The sequence below is a fragment of the Streptomyces sp. NPDC050433 genome (genome assembly GCF_044458565.1).
Classification (GTDB): Bacteria; Actinomycetota; Actinomycetes; order Streptomycetales; family Streptomycetaceae; genus Streptomyces.
Window position 1 is genome coordinate 98,921 of the sequence record NZ_JBITIB010000010.1, and the last position, 23,642, is coordinate 122,562.

General features: G+C 69.7%; 4 protein-coding genes. All 4 read left to right on the forward strand.

The genetic code is table 11. The features are described 5' to 3' along the window. Genes ACIBLA_RS14560 through ACIBLA_RS14575 form a run of 4 tightly spaced genes read left to right on the forward strand, consistent with a single transcriptional unit; the run spans nt 1 to nt 23,405 of the window. Nucleotides 1-1,041: an ACP S-malonyltransferase gene (locus ACIBLA_RS14560; protein WP_399198731.1), complete on the forward strand. Its 1,041-nt coding sequence runs from the start codon at nt 1-3 to the stop codon at nt 1,039-1,041. Further along, complete coding sequence (locus tag ACIBLA_RS14565) at nt 989-1,273, forward strand: acyl carrier protein (protein WP_399198733.1); 285 nt, start codon at nt 989-991, stop codon at nt 1,271-1,273. Before ACIBLA_RS14560 ends, ACIBLA_RS14565 begins: the two co-directional genes overlap by 53 nt. Next, on the forward strand, nt 1,261-3,252 hold the full coding sequence (gene asnB, locus ACIBLA_RS14570; RefSeq protein ID WP_399198734.1) for an asparagine synthase (glutamine-hydrolyzing): 1,992 nt from the start codon (nt 1,261-1,263) through the stop codon (nt 3,250-3,252). Before ACIBLA_RS14565 ends, asnB begins: the two co-directional genes overlap by 13 nt. After that, nucleotides 3,249-23,405, forward strand: a complete 20,157-nt coding sequence (locus ACIBLA_RS14575; RefSeq protein WP_399198735.1) for an SDR family NAD(P)-dependent oxidoreductase — start codon at nt 3,249-3,251, stop codon at nt 23,403-23,405. Before asnB ends, ACIBLA_RS14575 begins: the two co-directional genes overlap by 4 nt. Nucleotides 23,406-23,642: the final 237 nt, after the last annotated feature.

Here is a 23,642-nt window from a genome sequence, read left to right on the forward strand (position 1 = left end):
ATGTCGCAAGGTGCGTCGCGCAGGATTTTCGAAGCGGAGAAGTGCGGAGTCAGCACCCTTCACCGCATGAAAGTAAAATCTACTCAAACCGTCCTGGAAGGCGATATGCCAGTTGCTTTACTTTTCGCCGGTCAGGGGTCACAATTCCGGGGAATGGGCGAGGCCGTATTCGGCCACTATCCCGGCCTGACGCAGCTCGCCTGCGACCTTCTGGGGTACGACCTTGCCGCGCTCTGCCGGGACGATCCGAACGGCGTACTCGCGCGGACCGAATACACGCAGCCGGCACTCTACGTCGTCAACGCCCTGCACACGTTCGAGCGTGAGCACCGGGAAGAGCGCCGCGCCGACTACAGCCTCGGGCACAGCCTTGGCGAGTACAACGCCCTGCTTACCGCCGGAGTGTTCGACTTCGAGACGGGCCTGAGGCTGGTCAAGAAGCGGGGCGAACTCATGGCCGCGGCTGCGGGCGGCGGCATGTCCGCGGTGTTGGACACACCGGCCGACCGCCTCCTCGACATCTTCCGGCAGGACGGGGTCGACGGGGTCGACCTGGCGTGCCTCAACACCGGCACCCAGATTGTCATCTCGGGCCCGGACAGCGTCCTGAGCGCCGCGCACGATGCGCTCTCGCGGCGAGGCGTTCGCTTCGCCCGGCTGCGCGTCGGCGGGCCGTTCCACTCGCGGTACATGAATTCGGCGCGCATCGAGTTCGAGAAATTCCTGAAGAAGTTCACACTAAGGGATCCGCACACGCCACTGATCGCCAACGCGACTGGACTTCCTTACGAGAAGGGTGAAGTCGCCTCGACCCTCGCTGCTCAGTTCGTCCGACCCGTGCGCTGGGCCGACAGCGTCTGTTATCTGCTCGACCGCGTACCGTTCCTGGAATTCGAGGAAATAGGCGGCCGGTCCCTCCTCGCCATGGTGAAAGAGATTAGGTCGTCCATTCCTGCCATCGGCTCTCACGAGATTGGGAACGAAGAATATGGAGCAAACCGAGCAGATCCGCAGGTTCATCGAGGAGCATTTCCTGATTGAATTCGGTGTGGATGTGACGCCACAGTCCGATCTTTTCAAGGCCGGCGTCATCGATTCTTTCGGCTATGTCCAGCTCATGGAATTTCTTGAGAGAGAATTTTCACTCAAGCTCACGGGAGAGGAAATCCTGCTGAACGTCCTCGTCTCGCTGGAGGCGATCGACGCCTTCGTCTCCCGGCAGATGGTGGTCCGCCTCCCGGAGCAGGAGGGCTGTGCTCCGTGTGCGGACTAGCGGGATTCTTGGCTCCTGCGCTGGAGGCGGGCGCCGAATGTCAGGTCATCACGTCCATGCTGTCGCTCATCCGCCACCGAGGTCCGGACGAGGCGGGCTACTGCGTGGACGACGGTGCCGCGCTCGGCGCGGTCCGGCTGTCGATCGTCGATCCCGCCTCTGGTGCGCAGCCGATGACCGATCCGACAAACCGCCATTGGATCTGTTTCAACGGTGAGTTGTACAACCACGTCGAGTTGCGTCAGGAGCTGCGGGCGCTCGGTCGTACGTTTCGCACGCATTCCGACACCGAAGTCGTCCTGCGGGCCTGGATTGAATGGGGACCCCGATGCCTCACACGTTTCAACGGAGCCTTCTCCTTCGTGATCCGGGATGCCCTGACCGGCGATCTCCACCTGGCACGTGATCGTTACGGAAAGCGGCCCCTCTTCTACATCGACCGACCTGGCGAGTTCCTGTTCGCATCGGAGATGAAGGCATTCCAGGCGTTCCCTGGATTCCGGTTCGAGCTCGCCCCGAGGGAACTCGCTTCGATTTTCTCGGTGTGGACCCCGCTGCCGGACCGTACGCCGTTCAAGGTCATTCGGCAGCTGGCTCCTGGCCATGTGCTCACCCTGCGCGGGGAGCATCGGCAACTGCGTGCCTACGAGCAACTTCGGCTGAACGCAGCGCCTTTCACCGGCTCCGCCGCCGAGGCGCAGGATCTCGTACACGAGACTCTGCGCCGCAGCGTCGAGTTGCGTCTGCGCAGCGACGTCGAGGTGGGGGTCTATCTGAGCGGCGGTCTCGACTCGTCCATCGTGACGGGGCTGGCTGCCGATCTGTCGCCGCACGAGCTGCGCACCTTCTCGGTGGAGTTCGAGGAGCGTGACTTCGACGAGTCCGGGAGTCAGCGTGCTGTCGTCGAGCACTTCGGCACACGTCACACCTCCATCGTCGTCTCCGGCGCCGACATCGCGGACAACTTCCCGGCGGCCGTACGCCACGCGGAAGTCCCCGCGTTCCGCACTGCGTTCGTCCCGATGTATCTGCTCTCGCGCCAGGTACGTGAGGAGGGTGTCAAGACCGTACTGAGCGGGGAAGGGGCCGACGAGGCGTTTCTCGGCTACTCGCTCTTCCGTGAGACGCTGCTGCGGGTCAACTGGAACGACCTGTCCGACGGGGAACGGCGCGACAGGATCGCCCTCCTCCACCCGGAGCTCGCCCACTTCAGCCCGGCTCACAGGTCCCATCTCACGGGGTTGTTCGGCCAGTTCGCCACGGAGCGCCTGCCTGGTCTGTTCTCGCACGAGCTGCGCTATCAGAACGGCCGCTTCGCCGCTCGGCTGCTCCAGGACGCCGCCGAGCCCTTCGCCGACCTCATGACGCTCGTACGCGACACTGCCGGGTACGCCGCGCTGTCCCCGACGCAGAAGGCACAGTGGCTCGAATTCAAGACGCTACTCGTCGGCTATCTCCTGTCCACACAGGGCGAGCGCATGAGCCTGGCCCACGGGGTCGAGAACCGCTGTCCGTTCCTCGACCCAGACGTGGTCCGTGCCGCCGCCTCGGTAAACCTGCGCTTCAACGACGGGTTCGAGGAGAAGGCGATCCTCAAGAGGGCGTTCCACGGAGAGCTGCCCGAGTCGGTCCTCGCCCGGCGCAAGCAGCCCTACCGGGCGCCGGGCAGTGCAGTGTTCAAGGAACACCGGCCCGACTATCTCGACCTGGTGCTGTCCCGCGCCGAGCTGGCGAAGATCGACGGAATCAACCCCGTCTTCGCGGAGCGTCTGGCCACCAAGGTCATGACCACGCCAGTCGCCGAGATCAGTACGAAGGAGGACCAGGCGTTCGTCCTCCTGCTGACGACCGCCGTCCTCAACCAGCAGTTCGTCGCGAACCGGGAGGCATACATGGGCACGCCGTCGGACGCGGTCCTCAAACTGAGGAGGACCGTCGACCACCGTCGGACCGCCTTGACCACCGGAGGTGGCCGATGAGCCGGCCCCAGCCGGCCGGCACGACGGACGAGATCGCGGTCATCGGTCTCGCGCTGCGCTTTCCGGGCGCCGAGACACTGGAGGAATTCCTGGGACACCTCATCGAGGGGCGCTCGCTCATCTCCGAGGTTCCGGCCGAACGATGGTCGAAGGAACGCTACTTCGGCGATCCGCGGCGCGGGGAGGAGAAGACCAACAGCATCTGGGGCGGTTTCGTCGCGGACGCGGACCGCTTCGACGCCGCGTTCTTCAACATCTCGCCGCGCGAGGCGGAGACCATGGACCCGCAGCAGCGGTTCGCCCTCGAACTCGCCTGGGGGGCGGTCGAGGACGCGGGATACCGCGCGAGCGAGCTTGCGGGGACGAGAACCGGCGTCTTCATGGGGGTGTGCCACGCGGACTACGCGGAGCTGATGGAGCACGACGGGGCCAGGACCGACGCCTACTTCCCGACAGGGACCGCGTACTCGATAATTTCCAACCGGGTCTCCTACTTCCTGGATCTGCACGGCCCCAGCATCACCAACGACACCGCGTGCTCCAGCTCGCTCGTCTCCGTATACGAGGCGGTCGGGGCCCTCCGAAACGGCGACTGCGACCTCGCCCTGGCCGGCGGAGTCAACCTGTGCTGGTCGCCGAAGCACTTCGTCGCCTTCAGCCAGGCGAGCATGCTGTCGCGCACTGGCCGGAGCCGGGCCTTCGACCAGGGCGCCGACGGATACGTACGGGGTGAGGGCGGAGCCGTCCTGCTACTCAAGCCGTTGTCTCGGGCGCTCGCGGACCGCGATCCCGTGTACGCCGTCATCAAGGGAATCGCCACCAACCACGGTGGCCGTACGAACTCGCTCACCGTCACAAACCCCACCGCGCAAGCGGAACTCGTCGAACGGCTCTACGCCCGGACCGGCATCCGCCCGGAGACGGTGTCGTACATCGAGGCCCACGGTCCCGGCACGCCCCTCGGCGATCCGATTGAGATCGTCGCGCTCAAGCAGGCGTTCCGCAACCTCCATGCCGCGCAGGGGACCGAGCCCGAGGAGGGAACCACCGGCGTCGGATCGGTCAAGACCAACATCGGGCATCTCGAAGGAGCGGCGGGCGTCGCCGGCATGGTGAAGGTGATCGCCGGCCTCGCCGGCCGGGTGCTCCCCGCCACAGTCGGCTTCACCGAACAGAACAGGATGATCCGGCTCGACGGCAGCCCCTTCACCATCGTCCGCGACACCCGCCGCTGGGCCGCGCCCGCGGCAGGACCCGCCGGGGCTGCCGTACCGCGCCGCGCCGGCGTCAGCTCGTTCGGGTTCGGCGGGACCAACGCCCATGTGGTACTGGAGGAACACCTCGACGACGCCCTCGGGAGGGAGCGGTCCGGAGACCGGGCGCCCGGACACAAGGCATACGGACCGTCGCGAACCGCGGGCGAGGGGCCGTACGTCGTACCGCTGTCGGCCCGGACACAGGAGCGGTTGCGGGAGGCCGCCCGGCGGCTGGCCGCGTGCGTGAGAGAGCCCGAGCCTGGTGACGCGGCGGCCGAGGCGCTGCGCCCGCGACGGCTCGCCGACATCGCCTTCACCCTTCAGACGGGCCGCGAGGCCATGGCCGCGCGCGTCGCGTTCGTGGTCGCGGACCGGCAGCAACTCCTCTCCCTGCTCGGGGAGTTCGCGGACGGAACGCTCGCCGATCAGGGCGTGCACGCTCGGGCCGATGCCGCCGCCGCACTCCTGGAGGACGCCGGGCGCTGGGCCGAGGGCGGGGACGCGGACTGGGCCATGGTCCGTGCCCTCGGCGGATACCAGGACGCGCGACGGGTACGGCTGCCCGCCTACCCGTTCGCGAGGGAACGGCACTGGTACCGGTTGGCCCGGCCGACCGCGCCGGGCACGGCTGGTGGCGGCGCCGACTCGGCCGCCGAACGGTCGTCAGCCGCCGTGGCGCAGGACCGGACGGATACCGCGCCGCTCCACCCGTTGCCCCACCGGGACACCTCCGATCCGACCGCCTCGCACTTCAGCACAGCCTTCACGGGTGCCGAGTCCTTCCTCGCCGCACACCAGGTGCGCGGCGAGGCGGTGCTGCCCGCCGCCGCCCAACTTGAGATGGTCCGCTCCGCCGTGGCCGAGGTGACCGGGCGCGACAGCGGGGCCGCGTCGGTGATGCGGCTGCTCGACACCGTCTGGATGCGACCGCTCACCGTGCCACACGGCATGTCGCTCGATGTGCACGTGGAGTTGAGCACACGGGAAGACGGCGCGATCGGCTTCGAGGTACGGACCGGACCGGCCGAGGAGGCGGACGACGAGAAGGCGGCCGGCTCCGGGGCCACGGTTCACAGCCGTGGCACCGCACTAACCGTCCTGTCCGAGGTACCTGGCATGCTGGACTTGGACGCACTGCGCGCCGCGTGCCCGACGCCGCTCGACCCCGCGGACGCCTACGCCGACTTCCACGACCAGGGTCTGGAGTACGGGCCCGCGATGCGTGGCCTCGCCGAAATCCGGCTGGGCGGCGGCGAGTTGCTGGCACACCTGGTGCACCCCGGAAACCGCGAGCCGGAAACGTCCGTTGCCCTGTCCCCGGCCATCCTCGACGCCGCTCTCCAGGCGTCAGTGGTGCTCCTGGCGCGGGAGACGGACGAGCCGGTCACGGGACCGACGATGCCGTTCGCCCTGGAGCAGCTCGACGTCCACGGCCCCTGCGCGGCCGAGAGCTGGGCCTGGGTCCGGTACAGCGGCCAACCGGGCGGCGCCCGTGGTGCGGTCACTGCCCTTGACATCGATATCTGCGACGCCCGGGGAACCGTCAGTGTCCGGCTACGCGGGCTCGTCCAACGTATCGCCGCGCCCGTGGGAGTGTCCGAGCGCGTGGCGTCGCATGTCGTCACCGCGTCGACGCGCTGGACCGACGCGCCACTCACCGTGCCGGAAGCGGACAACGACGACGCGGACCGCCGGGACTCGCGCGACCAGGGCACGGACAGCCGCAGCGCGCACGGTTGGGACGGGCAAGCAGCGATCGTGCACGGTTTCCTGGCAGGCCCGGCCACCCAGTACGTCTCCGGTGTCGCGGCCCTCACCGGCTTCCACGTCACCGCTGTGCCCGGCGTCGCCCCCGACCTCGTGGCCGACGGGGTCGACGCGGTCCTGACCCTCGTCCTGGGCCGGGTTCAGAACGTCCTCAGTTCGAAACCGAGAGAACCGGTCCGCTTCATCGTTCTGGTCGACGCCAAGGTCCCGCGCCATTTCCACGCCCCGCTCGTCGGTCTTTTCAGGACGGCGGCTCTGGAGAATCCGCTCGTCTCCGGTCGTGTCGTGCGGGTGGCCGGGCTCGACGGCGCGTCCACCGAACAAATCGCCGGGTTCCTGCGCCAGGAGGCCGCCGACCCGTCCGCCGAAGCCGAACTCCGTCACCGGGCCGATGGCACCCGCCAGGCGTACCGCCCGGTCCCGCTCGACCTGGGGACGGGTCCACGAATCCCACCGCTGAAGGACAGCGGTGTCTACTGGCTGACGGGCGGGCTCGGCGGGCTCGGCCGGCACGTCGCCCGCTACTTCGCGCGCCGCGCGAACGTCACCGTCGTACTGAGCGGGCGCACCGCGCGGAACGACGCGAGCGACGCCGCGCTGGAGGAGCTGTGGGAGGCAGGAGTCGACGCGCACTACCTCCGCGCCGATGTCAGCGACGCCGTGGACGTGGAGCACGCCGTACGGGCCATCGAGGAGCGACACGGATCGCTCGACGGAATCGTGCATGCCGCGGGGGCTCTTCAAGACGCCTACCTCCTGCACAAGGACGTCACCGAACTGCCCGCGGTACTGGACCCCAAGGTCCGCGGCGTGCTCCATCTCGACGCCGCTTCTCGCGACCTCTCACTCGACTTCTTCGCGGTCTTCTCCTCCGTCGCCGGGGTGTACGGAAATCCCGGCCAGGCCGACTACGCGGCGGCGAACTCGTTCCTGGACGCTTTCGCGCACCACCGGCAGGCGCTCGTCGATGTCGGTGAACGGGCCGGTCGCACCGTCGCGGTGAGCTGGCCGCTGTGGGCTGACGGCGGGATGACGGCGGACGAGGGCACCGTGGCGTCGATGCGGCGGCGACGGGGCTGGGAGCCGCTCCCGACGGAGGAGGGGCTTCGTGTCCTCGGGCGGGTGCTGCTCGACGGGCCGGAGCACGTCGTCGTCGGGTACGGTGCCGAGGTGTCGCCCGTACCCGAGCGGCACGGGCAACGGACCGGTCGCCACACCGTAGCCGCCACGACTGCCCGGACCGTCCCGACCGCGGCGGACCTCTCGGGCACGCTCACCGAGGACGACCTCGCGGCACGAGCGACGGAATTTCTGACGAACTTGGTGGCCGAGGTGCTGCGCCACGATCCCGCGAGCCTGGAACCGGAAAGCCCCCTTGTCGACTACGGCATCGACTCGCTCTCCATCCTGGAGACGAACTACCGTCTCGAAGAACGCTTCGGGCCGTTGCCGAAAACGCTCTTCTTCGAATACCTGAGCATCGCGGGCGTAGTCGGTTACTTGGTGGAGGAACACCGGGCGACTGTCCTGACGCTCTTCGAGGAGGACGAGGACGAGAACAACGGCACGGGCGCGGGCGTGGGAACATCCGCGGCTGCGGACACTTCTGCGACCGAGACCGAGACCGTGGACTCCCGTCCTCCGCGCACTCGCGACGACTACCACGACATCGCGATCATCGGCGTGTCCGGGCGCTATCCCGGAGCCGATACCCTCGACGAACTCTGGTCGCTCCTCGAAGCGGGCCGCGACATGTTCGAGGAGGTGCCCCGCGACCGCTGGGACCACGACGCGATCTACAGCACGGAGCGCGGCGCCCCAGGAAAAAGCGTGATTCGTACGGGCACGTTCCTGCGCGACATCGAGGCCTTCGACCCGCTGTATTTCCGCATCTCCAAGCGCGACGCGGAGCGTATGTCCCCCGAGGTCCGCCTCTTCCTCCAAGCGGGCGTCGAGGCGCTGGAGGACGCGGGGTATTCGCGCGAGACCATCCAGCGGCAGTACAACGGCGATGTCGGCGTGCTCGTCGGCACCATGAGCAATCATTACGGCCTCTACGGCTTCCAGAACAGTCTGACCCGAGGCGCCCCGGCCACGGGAAGCTACCTGGCGGCGATCCCCAACATGCTGTCGTACTTCTACGGGTTCACCGGGCCGTCGATCTTCCTGGACACCATGTGCTCAGGCTCCTCGACCTGCGTCCATCAGGCCGTACAGATGCTGCGGGCGCGCGAATGCGGGATGGTCGTCGTCGGCGGCGTCAACCTGATGCTGCACCCGTACAACCTGATCACGTCCTCGCAGGAGCACTTCACCACTGCCGCCTCCGACGTCATCCGGAGCTTCGGTCGCGGTGCCGACGGGACGATTCTGGGCGAGGGCGTCGGTTCCCTGGTACTGAAGCCACTCGTCGAGGCCGAGCGCGACGGCGACCGGATCTACGCCGTGATCAAGGGAACGGGGCTGTCCAACGCGGGCGCGCGCAACGGGTTCACGGTGCCGAGCCCCCGGATGCAGGCACGCGCCATCGAGAAGGCGATCGACGACGCGGGAATCGACCCGCGGACCATCAGCTACCTGGAGGGACACGGTTCGGGGACGGCGCTCGGGGACCCCATCGAGGTCAAGGCGCTGACCACTGCCTTCCGGGCACACACATCCGACACCCAGTTCTGTGCACTGGGATCGGTGAAGTCGAACCTCGGGCACCTGCTGCACGCGGCGGGCATGGCCGCGTTCGCCAAGGTGATCCTCCAGATCCAGAAACGCACGCTGGCGCCCTCGTTGCACAGCGCCGAGCTGAGCCCGGACATCCACTTCGCGGACACCCCCTTCCGTGTCCAGCGCGAACTGGCGCCCTGGAAACCGGCGTCCACCACGCACGACGGGCACGAGACCGTCCACCCGCTGCGCGCCGGCATCACCTCCGTCGGAGCCGGAGGAATGAACTCCCACATCATCGTCGAGGAGTACGCCGGGACGTCCACGGGGCAACCGCCCCAGGAGCGCCCTCGGGACGCCGGCGGGGATAGGCGGCAGGAACTGTTCGTCGTCTCCGCGATGACCGACGCCGCACTCGCCACCAGCCTCGTCCGGCTGCGTGACCGGCTGTCGCACGCGGCCGAGTCGGAGCTGCCGTCCCTCGCGTACACGCTCCGCGTCGGCAAGAACGAACTCCCGCGCCGCTGGGCCTTCCTGGCGAAGGACGCTCTCACAGCCGTCGGGGCGATCGACCGGTACCTCGCCGGCGACCGGGACCCGGAGGTCCCCCTCGCTGGGGACCGTGACCCGGAAACCGCCCTCGCCGCCCAAGGGGCCGACGTCGCCCTCGCCCGTGAACTCGCCATCGCCTGGACCGCCGGACGGACCGTCGACTGGACGCCGCTCGACGGACCGCGCCCACCCCGACGGGTCTCACTGCCGGCCTATCCCTTCGAACGCGTCCGTTGCTGGGTGGAACCGGAGCCGGGCGCACCGTCCGTCACCGCGCCTCTCGCACTACGAGAGAGGGTCCACCCGTTGCTTGGCCGCAACGAGTCCGATGTCGACGGACTGCGCTACGGCCTGGACCTTCGCGTTGACGACCTCCTGGACTACGCGTTCCGGCACGACAGGGTGCCCGCCGTCGTCCCGACGTACGCCGTCGAGTCGGCGCTCGCCGTGGCCAAGGTCTCGGGCTTCGCCAACCCGGCCCTGATCCGCGACCTGCGGCTGTCGGGTCCGGTCGGCGGGCCGGACCAGGAGCGACTGATCACGGAACTCGCGGTCACACGCGGCCTGAAGACAGCCGACGGGACCGTGGTGCGCGTGGACGGGGCGGGGACGCGCAGGACCGTGGCGGAATTCCAGGTGTTTCCCGGCGACAGTGGGGCAGCGGTGCGCGAGCCGCTCCTCGCGGACGGCGACCGTACACTGCGCCGCACGGCACTGCACGTCCTCGACCGGGCGCGGGTACGGTCGGAACTGGCCGAGGGCCTGCTCGACTACGACCCGCTGTACTGCGGAGTGGACAGCGCCTACCGGTTGCCCGCCGATCGGCTCGTACTGTCTGTCACCACTCCGCGACTCCGCCACGACCACACGGCGCGCGACCTGTTCCTCGCGCCGCACGTCCTCGCTGCGGTCGCCCAGGCCATCCAGCTCGCCGCGAAGTGGTCAGGCACAACGGGGTGGGAGCGGCATGTGCCGTACGCGATCGAGGAGACACGCTTCTTCCCGGGCGCCGACCGCGTCGCATACGTGCTTCTCGATCCGAAGGAGGCGAGCATCCGTCTGGTGGACGGGGAGGGCGTAGTCGTCGCCGAACTCACCGGAGTGCGGTGCGGTGAGCCGGGCGCCACTCTTCCGGCGCCGGCTCAAGCCCGGTCCCCACGGTCCGGCCCCGGGCCGGCCGAGGAACACACAGCCGAGAGTGGAGCCGACGCCCATGACGATGCCGCCGCAGCCTTCGTGGTTGACGCATTGCGGAACATGGCGGCCGGCATCCTCAAGTTCGCGCCCGACGAACTCGATGTCCGCACGGGGTTCGACGCCTTCGGCTTCGACTCGATCTCGCTCGTCACGTTCTCGAAGCTCGTCGGGGAGGCATTCGGCATCGACCTGACCCCCGCGGTGTTCTTCGAGGCTACGACGCTCGACGCTCTGGCGCGGTATCTCCTCGACGAGTTCGGGGAACCGGTTCGCGCCGCGCACCGCTCCTCCCCGCCCGCCGAGCCCGAGTCCGCTCTCACGGCACGCCAGGGGGCGCTCGTCGGCAGCCGTACGACCACCGTGCCCGCGCGGAACGCCGCCCGCAGGGCGACCGCGCCGGGCCCGACGCCCATCGCCGTCATAGGCGCGGCCGGCCGGTTCCCCGGCTCCCCCGATCTCGACACGTACTGGTCCCGCCTGGTCGAAGGCAGCGATCTCGTCACCGAGTTCCCCATCCACCGCTACGACGCGAGGTACGCGCGGATCGTGGCCGAGGCCGAGTTCCCCCGTCACGCGGGCGTCTTGGACAATGTCGACGCGTTCGACGCGGGCTTCTTCGGGATCCATCCCCGGGAGGCCGAGCTGATGGACCCGCAGCACCGCCTCGCCCTGGAGACGGTGTGGCACGCGCTGGAGGACAGCGGATACACACGGGCCGCCCTCCCCCGCGACACCGGCGTGTTCTTCGGCGTATCAGGCACCGACTACACGACGCTGCTCACCGCCTGCGGTGTGGCGCCCGACGCGTTCACCTCGACGGGCAACGCCCACTCGATGCTCGCCAACCGGATCTCGTACGTCCTCGACATCCGCGGGCCGAGCCAGCCGGTCGACACGGCCTGCTCCAGTTCGCTGGTCGCCGTGCACCGTGCGATGGAGGCCATCCGTTCGGGCGCCTGTGAGGTCGCGATCGCCGGCGGGGTCAACCTTCTGCTGAGCGTCGACACATTCGTGAGCGCGCACCGGTCCGGCATGCTGAGTCCGGACGGGCGGTGCAAGACGTTCGCGCGGGACGCCGACGGTTACGTACGGGGCGAGGGCGTCGGCGCCCTCCTGCTCAAGCCGCTCTCCGCCGCCGAACGGGACGGCGACGCGATCCTGGGCGTGCTCATCGGGAGCGCCGAGAACCACGGCGGCCGGGCCAACTCTCTCACCGCGCCCAACGCCAACGCTCAGGCGGAGCTGGTCGCGGCGGCGATGGCAGGCATTGAGCCGGACACGATCGGCTACATCGAGACCCACGGCACCGGAACCGCGCTCGGTGATCCCGTCGAAGTGCGGGCGCTGCGGTCCGCGTACCAGCGGCTCGGTGCGGGCGGGCGGGGCAACGTGGGGCTGGGTTCGGTGAAGCCGAACATCGGGCATCTGGAAGCCGCGGCAGGCATCGCGGGTCTCCTGAAAGTGCTTCTCGCCATGAAGCACGGGACCTTTCCGGCGACCAGGAACTGCCAGGAACTCAACCCGTATCTTCCGCTCACCGACGGCCCGTTCCGCATCGTGCGCCAGAACGAGCCGTGGCAGCGGCTCACCGGACATGAAGGGGTCCTCCTGCCCCGGCGGGCGGGGGTGAGCAGCTTTGGGTTCGGCGGCGCCAACTGCCATGTGGTCGTGGAGGAGTACCGGACCGACCACGCCCCGGGCGACACGGTCCCCCTGGCCGCCGGGCACAGTCCCGCCGCCGAGCATGACTCGGTCGTCGTACCGCTGTCCGCCCGCACCGGTGAGCGGCTCTGGGAAACCACGCGCGATCTCCTCGCCCATCTGGAGGAGCGCGGCCCGGAGTCGGTTCCCCTCCGTTCCCTCGCCTGGACCCTGCAAACGGGTCGGGAGGCGATGGCGGAGCGCGTCGGCTGGGTGGTCTCCTCGCACCACGAACTCATGAGCCGGCTTGAGGAATTCGTGGGCGGAGGAGGAAGTGATGGCCGTGGCGGTGCGCGCGCCGAGCGGGGCGGATCTGTCCCGGCGGGTCCTGCGCACCGGCTGCTCGCCACGTGGACCGAAGGCGCCGACGTCGACTGGCGCACGCTGTACGGGACGCACGCACCTCGGCGCCTGCACCTGCCGACCTACCCCTTCGCGCGCGAGCGGTACTGGGTCCCCGGCGCCGAACCGGATCGGGAGACCCCTGCTACAGCGCCGGAATCCGCAGCGCCAGCGGTCGGCACGGCGCTGCTCGTACCGCGCTGGATACCTCGACCCGCGCCGACGGGACGAGATGAGCACAACGCCACCCGCCGGGTCGTGATCCTGGTCGGCGAGCTTGCCGTTGGCCGGGCGACCGTCGAGCCTCGGGTTCCCGGCGCTCGCTGCTTCGCCGTCGAGATCGGCGGAGAACGGCTGGAGACCCGGTTCTGGGACTTGTCGCGACAGGTCTTCGAGATCGTGCGAGATCTCGTGGCCGATCCGTCCGCCGACACGACACGAGTCCACGTCGTGGTTCCGGCGAGTGGCGACGACGCGGTCAATACGGCCCTCGCGGGCCTGGCGCGCACCGCCGAGCTCGAAGCACCCCACCTCACCGTTCAGGTCATCGGCATCGACGGCGGTGACATGACGGCCGAGACGGTCACCTCGCTGATCACGCGGGAGGCCAGTGCCACGAACGAGGGCCTTGTCCTCCACCGGGACGGCGTACGGCTGGTACCTGCCTGGACCGAAGCGCCGCCCGTGCGGCCAGGAGTCCAGGACGTGCCCTGGAGGGCCGGAGGGGTCTATCTGATCACGGGCGGTGCGAGCGGCATCGGGGCAGCGGTCGCCCGCCGGATCGCCCGCGACGTGGCAGGCCCTGTTCTGGTGCTCGCCGGGCGGTCGCCGCTCGACCCCGGTACTGACTCGCTGCTGGAAGAGCTGCGCGCGGCCGGTGCCGTCGCCCACTACGCCCGCGCGGACGTCTCACGGTGGCAGGAAGCACGCCACCTCGTCGAGGCCGTCCGCGCACGGGAGGGCGGGCTGCAAGGGATCGTCCACTGCGCCGGGGTGCTCCACGACGCCGCGCTCACCCGGAAGACGGCACGGGAATGGGGAGACGTCCTCGCGCCGAAGACGAGCGGTGTGGTGAATCTCGACCGGGCCGTCGGTGAGGCACCGCTCGACTTCCTGATCCTCTCCTCCTCGGGGGCCGCTCTGACGGGCAATCCCGGCCAGGCGGACTACGCCACCGCGAACGCCTTCCTCGACGCTTTCGCCACTCTGCGCGACACACGCGTGGCGGCGGGCCGCCGCTCGGGGCGCACGCTGTCGGTGGCCTGGCCGCTGTGGCGCGAGGGCGGCATGACCGTCGACGACGCGGTACGTGCCCGGCTCTGGCGGAACAGGGGCCTGTCGCCCATGGAGACAGCGGACGGCCTCACCGCACTCGTCCAGGCATGGAGGCTCGGCGAGGAACGGGTATGGGTTCACCACGGCGACCTCACCCGCGTGCCGGTGACTCCCCAAGTCCCCGCGCGGCAAGTGCCGAGCCTCCGAGTTCCCAGCCCGGACATGACGGCCACGGTGCCCGCGATCTCGCCGTCACGCGAGCGCGAAGCGCTCCGCCAACTGCTGGATCTCTTCTCCCGCGTCACCGGGCTCGCCCCCGATTCCGTCGACGCCGACGCACAACTCACCGCAGCGGGACTCGACTCGATCACGGTCGTACAGCTGAACCGCGAACTGGCGCGCACGTACAGCGGCATCTCGCGGACGTTGTTCCACGAGTTCCCGACCCTGCGCGCGGTCGCCCTCCACCTCGCGGCGCAACACCCCTCGACCGAGCCCGTGCGGGAGACCGCTCCGCCTCGGCCCGAAAGCAGGCCCGCCGTCCGGCCCGCGCCGGAAGCGAGCCCGCGCGAGCCGATCGCGATCATCGGGATGAGCGGCCGCTACCCGTGCGCCGCAGACCTCCACGCGTTCTGGGAGAACCTGAGCAGTGGGCGGGACTGCATCCGCGAGGTCCCGGCCGACCGATGGCCGCTGGACGGCTTCTACGAACCCGACCGCGCCACCGCGATCGCGACGGGCCGCAGCTACAGCAAGTGGGGTGGCTTTCTGGACGACTTCGCCGGGTTCGACCCCCTCTTTTTCCGGATCGCGCCCCGCGACGCCTACGAGATGGACCCGCAGGAACGCCTCTTCCTCCAGGCGTCTTGGCAGGTACTCGAAGACGCCGGCTACACCCGCGAGGAAATCGCCCGGCGTCACGGCCGGAAGGTGGGCGTCTTCGCCGGCGTCACAAAGTCCGGCCACGCCCGGCATGCCCCGCGGCGCCTGCCGTCGGGCGAGGCGGTTCATCCCGGTCTCTCCTTCGCCTCGCTCAGCGCCCGCACCTCGTACGTCCTCGACCTGCACGGACCGAGCATGACGATCGACACCATGTGCTCGGCGTCCCTCACCGCGATCCACGAGGCGTGCGAACACCTCCACCAGGGTTCCTGCGAGGCCGCCATCGCAGGCGGGGTGAACCTGTATCTGCATCCGCACGACTACGTGGAACTATCCCGGTCGAACATGCTGGCAGCCGGTTCCGAGTGCCGGAGCTTCGGCAGCGGCGGCGACGGTTTCGTACCGGGGGAAGGCGTCGGAGCCGTACTGCTGAAGCCGCTTTCGCATGCCCTGGCGGACGGCGACCGCGTGCTCGCGGTGATCCGCGGCACAAGCGTCAACCATGGTGGCCACTCGCACGGCTACACCGTGCCCAACCCGGTCGCCCAGGCCGAGTTGGTCCGCGACGCACTGTCCCGGGCCGGCGTCTCGGCACGGGACGTCAGTTACGTCGAGGCTCACGGCACAGGCACGGAACTGGGGGATCCGATCGAGGTCGCGGGCCTCACCCGCGCCTTCGAACAGGACACGACGGACCGACAGTTCTGCGCGATCGGCTCGGTGAAGTCCGCCATCGGACATTTGGAGGCTGCCGCGGGCATTGCCGGACTCACCAAGGTGGTCCTCCAGATGCAGCACGGGCACCTCGTCCCGAGCCTGCATGCCGCCGAACCGAACCCGGGCATCCCCTTCGAGAGGACACCCTTCTACGTGCAGCACGACCTCACCCCCTGGCGCGCGGACCGCCTCCGCATCGCGTCGCTCTCGTCGTTCGGCGCGGGTGGCTCCAACGCCCACGCCGTCATCGAAGAGTTCCCGGAGCATGCGACACCCCGACAAGGGGCCGCCGGGCGGACGTCCGCCGACACCGGCTCCCAGCAGGTGGTGGTCCTCTCGGCCCGCAGCACCGGGCAACTCCGCGACCAGGCAGCGCGCCTGGCCGCCCACCTCGACCGCGAGGGCGACCGTATCCCCTTGTCCGGCCTCGCCTTCACCCTGCAGACTGGTCGCGAGGCGATGACGGAGCGCCTGGCCCTCGTCGTCTCGTCCGTCTCCCAACTGCGCGACGCCCTGGGCTCGTACGTGGACCAGGACACCGCCGCACCGGGCGTCCACCGAGGAGCCGCAGGGCGGACGTCCGGGGTGCTCGCGGGGATCGTCACCGACAACGAACCGCGTGAGATCCTGGTCGAGCGGTGGGCCGCAGAGCGGAATCTCGATGGGCTCGCCGCTCTGTGGTGCGAGGGCATCGCGCCCGACTGGCACACGCTGCACGGACGTGACGGCGCCGCCCCGCCGCAACGGATCTCCCTGCCGGCCTATGCGTTCGCCACCGACCGCTACTGGATCGGCGACCTCGCCCCGTACCATCCCCCCGCTCCTTCACCTGCCCCCGATGCCGTCGGTGCGGCCGAGGAGACGGCACGGCCGCCGGGGCCGCCGGGGCCACCTGGGCCCGCACCCGACACGTACGTCCCGCAGCTCGTCCGCGCGAAGCTCGCCCGGGCACTGGCCGTCGGCGAGGACGAGATCGACGGCTCCCGTGCCTTCGCCGAGTACGGGCTCGACTCGATCCTCGGCATCCGCTTCGTGCACGAGCTCAACGAGGCGCTCTCGCTCGACCTGACGACGAGTGTCCTCTACGACCACAGTTCCGCCGACCGCCTCGTCACGCACCTGCTCGACACGCACCACGACGCCATCGCGCCGACCGTCACGGCCGCGCCCACCGCGCCCACGACACCGACCGTGCCCGCAGGCGCCCGACGCACCACTCGTCCGCCGATCGCCATAGTCGGAATGAGCGGGCGCTTCCCTGGATCCGACACGCTCGATGAACTCTGGGACCACCTCGCCGCCGGCCACGACCTCATCACCGAAGCCACCCGCTGGGACCTCGCGGCCACCGACACCGACGGCAACCCACGCTGCACCCGAGGCGGATTCCTGGACCGCATCGACCTGTTCGACCCGCTGTTCTTCAATATCTCCGGGGTCGAGGCACGAAGCATGGACCCGCAGCAGCGGCTGCTGCTGGAGGAGAGCTGGATGGCACTGGAGGACGCGGGATACGCCGGCAGCGGTATGGGCGGGCGCAGTTGCGGCGTCTATGTCGGCTGCTGGAACGGCGACTACCAGCAACTTCTCGGCGAGGACGCGCCCGCGCAGGCGTTCTGGGGCAACATGGCGTCGCTCATCCCGGGCCGGGTCTCGTACTTCCTCGATCTCAAGGGTCCCGCCATCGCAGTCGACACCGCCTGCTCCAGCTCGCTCGTCGCCATCGACCTCGCGTGCAAGGACCTGTGGTCGGGCGAGACGGCCATGGCCCTGGCCGGCGGTGTCTTCGTGCAGGCCTCACCGCGCCTGTACGACCTGGCCGGGCGCGCCGGAATGCTGGCGCGGACCGGACGCTGCCATGCCTTCGACCACCGCGCCGAAGGCTTCGTGCCCGGGGAGGGCGTCGGCGTCCTGGTGCTCAAGCGGCTCGACGACGCGCTCGCCGACGGCGACCATGTCCACGGCGTGGTCCGCGGCTGCGGCACCCAACACGATGGCGCCACCAACGGGCCTACGGCACCCAGCTCCGTCTCCCAGGAGCGGCTGCTGCGCGAGGTGTACGACGGGTTCGGCATCGACGTGGAGACCATACAGGTCGTCGAAGCGCACGGAACCGGTACGAGGCTCGGCGACCCGATCGAGTTCGAGGCGCTGACGCGCGCGTTCCGCGCGGGGACCGACCGGACCGGCTACTGCGCCCTGGGCTCGGTCAAGACGAACCTCGGGCACACGCAGTTCGCGGCCGGCGTCGCCGGGGTGTTCAAGATCCTCCTTGGGATGAGGCACGGGCAGATCCCCGCCTCTCTGCACTTCGAACGGGCGGGTGAGGCGATCCGGTTCAACGGCAGCCCCTTCTATCCGAGCACCCGCACGCACCCGTGGGAAGTGCCTTCCGGTGCCCTCCGCCGAGGTGCCGTCAGTTCCTTCGGCGCCAGCGGTATGAACGCGCATGTGGTCCTGGAGGAGGCGTCGCCCGTTCCGCGCATCCGTCCGCCACATCCTCCGTACCTGGTCGTCCTCTCGGCCCGGTCCCGCGAGCAGCTCGGGGAGCAGGTGAAGCGCCTGGCGGCGCACTGTCGGCGCACGCCCGGTCTCGACTGCGGTGACATCGCCTACACCCTTGTCGTCGGACGCGAGCATTTCACCGAGCGCTTCGCCTGCGTGGTCCGGGACCGTACGGAACTGATCGGGATACTGGAAGAGGGCATCGGCGGACCGCGCGCGTACCAGGGCTCGGTGACAGCGGCCGGCGTCCCCTCGGCCGATCTGCGGCGCGGCGAGGAGATCCTGAGCCGTCCGGCTGGTCCCGCCGGCGTTGGGAAGGTCGCCACCCGTCGGGCCGGACTCGAAGCGCTCGCCGCCCTCTATGTCCGGGGCGCCGCACTCGCGTACGCCCGGATGTTCCCCCAGGGGGCGCAGCTGCGGGTGCCATTGCCGACGTACCCGTTCGCCCGCGAACGGCACTGGGCGGGGCCGAAACCGGTCCCGGCCCATGCCCTGGCTCGCCCTGGGGCAGAGGGGGCGTCGGGCGGGGCGCACCGGGGCTCTCTGATCGCGAATGTGACGCCCGTCCCGGGCGCGCCCGGGACGGTGCGCGGGTCGTTGACGCTTACCGGGAACGAGTGTTACCTGCGCGACCACCTGGTCCGTGGTCGGAGTGTCCTGCCCGGCGCGGTCCACGTGGAGATGGCGCGCGAGGTCGCGGCCCGCGCGCTGGGCGTGGCCGGCACGGCATCGCTCAGGATGCGCGACATCACTTGGGCCCGGCCTCTCTGCGTCGACGGGGCACCCAGGGACGTCGAGATCGTCGCCGAGCCGGTGGGCAGCGGTGGGGGCGGGGTCAACTTCAGGGTGATGTCGGAAAGTTCCGGGACAGGGCAGGAGGGGGCCGTCGTCTTCTGCGAGGGACGCGTCACTCGGTCCGGGGCCGTGCGCCCGCCGACGCTGGACCTGGCGCCCTTACGAGCCGGCTGCCCGATTCCGGTGCCGGCGGAACGGATCGCGAAGGCCCTGGTCGCGATGGGCGTCACCCATGGTCCATCACTGCGCGCGATCGAGGAGGCGTACGCGGGACCCGGCACTGTCGTGGCGCGGCTCACCGAACCGGCCACCGTGGCACGGCAGATCGCACCGAACGGCGGCGGCTCCCCCACGCCCGTCCTGTCTCCCGCGCTGTTGGACTCGGCGATCCAGGCGTCCATGGCGCTGCACCTCGCCAATGCCGAAACCGGTGCCGGTGCTGACACGTTCCGCGGGCCCGCTGTACCGTTCGCGCTCGATACGCTGGACCTCTTCGCCCCATGCTCTGCCACGATGTGGGCCGTCGTCCGTGTCGCGGACGGCCAGGACACGGTGAGTCCGCTCAGCCGGCTCGACATCGACCTTGTCGACCCCTCCGGTGACGTCTGCGTCCGGATGAGGGGTTACACCTCCCGGCGGATGCCCGAGTCCCCGCCGACGTCCAACCCGGTGCCTTCGATTTACGCCCCGGTCTGGGAACCGCTGCGGGCTGACGTGTCCGGGGCGGACATCATGGCTACCGACGCCCGGGTGCTCGTCGTCGGCGGCACGGCCGCACATGTGACCGACATCGCACGCCACACCCACCGCACCCGGCTGTGGGACCTGCCGCCGACCGCCTCCGTCGAGGAGGCGGCCGAGGCACTCGCTGTGGACGGACCGTACGACCACCTCGTGTGGATCGCCCCCGACACCGCCCCGGCCCCGACAGACGCCGCCGCTCTCACCGCCGCGCAGGAGGAGGGGGTCATAGCCGCGTACCGCCTGATCAAGGCGCTCCTCCGCACGGGATACGACGCACGCGCGCTCGGCGTCACCCTTGTCACCCGGGGCGCCCTCGCCACCCACTCCGCCGAGGAGATCCGGCCGGCGCACGCGGGGCTGCACGGCCTGTTCGGATCGCTGGCCCACGAGTACGGCCGATGGACGGTCCGCCGAATCGACCTCGAAGCCGACGGCGCCTGGCCGCAGGACCTGCAGACGCTCCCAGCGATCTCGGCCGACCAGTCCTGGGCCCGGCGGGCAGGTCAGTGGCTCAGCCGCAGTCTCGCCCCGTGCGACACGCGAGTCCCGGCTCGGCCCGCCTACCGACACGGGGGGGTCTATGTCGTCATCGGCGGCGCGGGCGGTCTCGGCCAGGCATGGACCCGGCACCTCGTGGAGCGCTTCGGCGCCCATGTCGTGTGGCTGGGACGCCGTGAGCGCGACGCGTCGATCGACGCGAAACTGCGCGGAATGCGGGGAAGCGGCACGGTTGACTACCTGACCGCCGACGCGTCCGACCCGGCGGCGATGCGCCGTGCGTACGACAAGATCAAAGCACGCCACGGACGCGTCCACGGCATTGTGCACGCGGCGCTCGTACTGAGCGACCAGAGCCTGGGCGGCATGGAGGAATCGGCGTTCCGGGCGAGTGTCGCGGCGAAGGTGGACACGAGCGTCACCATGGCCGAGGTCTACGCCGGTGAGCCGCTGGACTTCATCCTGTTCTTCTCGTCGCTCCAGTCGTTCACATCCGCCGCCGGACAGAGCAACTACGCAGCCGGCTGCGCCTTCGCCGACTCCTACGCGCACGCGCTGGGCCGTCACCTCGACTGCTCGGTGAAGGTGATGAACTGGGGCTGGTGGGGCAGTGTCGGAAGCGCCACCTCCGAAGTCCACCACCGGAACATGGCGCGGTGGAGCCTCGTCTCCATCGAGCCGCCCGAGGCGATGGCCGCGCTCGACACGCTCCTGTCCGGCCCGCAGCCCCAACTGGGCTTCGTCAAGCTCACCGACCCCGAGCGGATCGGGGTGATCGACCGGACGACCCGGACGGCGGTCCATCCACGGGCCGGATCACATACCGCTGCGGAGACGGTACTTCCGCGAGCCGCGCTGTCCGGCAACGACCGGGAGCGGGAGTTGCTCCGGGCGACCGCACAATGGCGCCGCAAGGAACGCGATCCGCTGCTCGCCCGGATGATCCGGGGCCATCTCGAAGCACTTGGCGCACTGGGCGAACCGGGCACGCTGAGTGACGTGAATGGTGTATGGGCCGGTGCGGACGTCGGAGCCACGCGACGGCCGACCGATGTCGCGGAGGCAAGGGACCGCGCGGGTATCCACGAGAAGTACACCTCCTGGCTCACCCACGCACTACGGGTCACGCCGGCGTGGGCCCCGCCACTGGACGAGCTGAACCGCGAGTGGGACGAGCAGTGCGCGCGGTGGTCCGACGACCCCGACAAGGCGGCCGAACTACGGCTCGCCGACGCCGCGCTGCGCGCCCTGCCGGACATCCTGAGCGGAAGGACCCTCCCCACGGAGGTCCTGTTCCCACGCGGCTCCGTCGAACTCGTCGAGGGGGTGTACCGCGACAACCGGCTGGCCGATGTCTTCAACCGAGCCGTGTCCAGTGCCGCTGCCGACCTCGTCGCACAGCGCCTGCGCCGGGAACCGGCCGCGCGGACGCGCATCCTGGAGATCGGCGCGGGCACGGGTGGTACCAGCGCCGCTCTGTTCGCCGCCCTGCGTCCCCATCAGGACGCCATCGACACGTACACGTACACCGATCTGTCCAAGGCGTTCCTGAACCACGCCCGGACCGAGTATGGGCCGTCCGTCCCGTACTTGACCTGCGCGAGCGTCGACGTGGAACGGCCGCTCACGGAACAGGGCATCGAAGCGGGCTCGTACGATCTCGTGGTCGCCGCCAATGTCCTGCACGCCACCAGAGACATCCGCGGCACGCTGCGCAACGCGAAGGCGGCCCTGCGTGACGGGGGCTGGCTGCTGCTCAACGAAATCGCCGCGTTCGACGTGTTCAGCCATCTCACGTTCGGACTGCTCGAAGGCTGGTGGCTCTTCGAGGACGGGTCGCTGCGGGTACCGGGCTCGCCCGCGCTGTCTCCCGGGAACTGGCGGGAAGTGCTGCACGGCGAAGGTTTCCCCGTGGTCGTCCCCGTACTGCCCGCGGCGCACGAGCTGGGGCAGCAGGTCATCGCCGCGCGGAGCGACGGGATCGTACGGCTGCCAGCCACGGAGGCGACACCCCGTCCGGCAGCAGCCACGGCGTCCCGGCGCCCCTCCGCACCAGCGGCATCGGCCGCGACGACCCCGACGACCGCCGAGGTCACCGGGACGCTGCTCACGTACCTCCGCGACCGGGCCGCGGAGACTATGGACGTGCCGGCGGAGAAGATCGACGCGACGAAGTCCCTCACGGCGTACGGGATGGACTCAATCCTCGTGCTCCAGCTCGCGAACGCCCTCCGGAAGGACCTCGGCGACGTCCCGTCCGCCCTGCTCTTCGAGCTGGACTGCCTCGAACGGCTGGCTGCGCACCTGATGGCGAACAACTGGTCGCAGGTGGGCGAACTCGTGACCCGGCTGAGTCCCGACCTGCGGACGTCGGCGACCATCGACGTGTCCGCCCACGCGTCCACGAACATGCCCATGGGTACGTCCACCGATGAGTCGATCGGCACCCTGTTCACCGCGATGTGCTCCACAGGCAGCGCCGCCCAGGGCATCGGACTGCTGACGGCCTCCGCCCGGCTGCGTCCCACCTTTGCCACCGGCGAGGCCGGTCCCGAGCCGGAGACACTGTTGCTGGCCGACGGCGGACAGCGGCCCGCGCTGGTCTGCCTGCCTTCCCTCGTCGCCCCCACCGGTCCGTACCAGTACCTCAAGTTCGCCGTCGCCCTACGGGAGTTGCGCCCCGTATGGACGGTCACGATCCCCGGCTACGGCGCGGACGAGCGGCTGCCGCAGACGCTGGACTCGGCGGTGGAACGTCAGGCGGACGTCTTGCGGCGTCGGCTCGCCGGTCGTCCGTACGCGCTGGTGGCGTACTCCTCGGGCGGCTGGCTGGCCCACGAGACCGTACGTCGGCTGGAGGCCACCGGTACCCCGCCTGCGGCGTTGGTGCTGATCGACTCGCCCTCCTGCCCCGATGAGAACACCGGGCGTGGCATGGCCACCATCACGCGCTGGCTGATCGACCGGTTTCCGCACCTGCCGGTCGACGACGCCCAGCTCACCGCCATGGCCTGGTACGCACAACTCCTGGACGGCTGGCAGCCGCGGCCGGTGACCACCCCGACGCTCTTCGTGGGGGCGGCCGAGGCTCAGTTCCTCTCCCAGGTTGTCAGCGGGGTGGAAGAGCGATTCCGGCGGCCCGATTGGTTGTTGCCGCATAGCCGCCTGGAGGTCCCCGGACACCACTTCACCCTTCTGGAACAGCACGCCGAATCCACGGCGCTCGCGATTCACCAGTGGCTTGCCGACCGGAGCCAGTGACAGTGAACCGGTGTGCGAGCCACTGACGAGAACTGGTGACGGGTCAGGGCCGGGCCGGACGCCTCAGGGATGCTGGCTCTGTCGGGGATCTTGGAGTTTCCCGGTGCGGCAGCGTGATCAGCGGCATCGGGATGTTCCGCAGGCCGATGTGGTTACCGAGGTGTTCGTTGTCTCTCTGTCCCCGTTCTGGTGAGCAAATTCCGGCACTGACCGTTCAGATCGCACGGGCAGGCAACC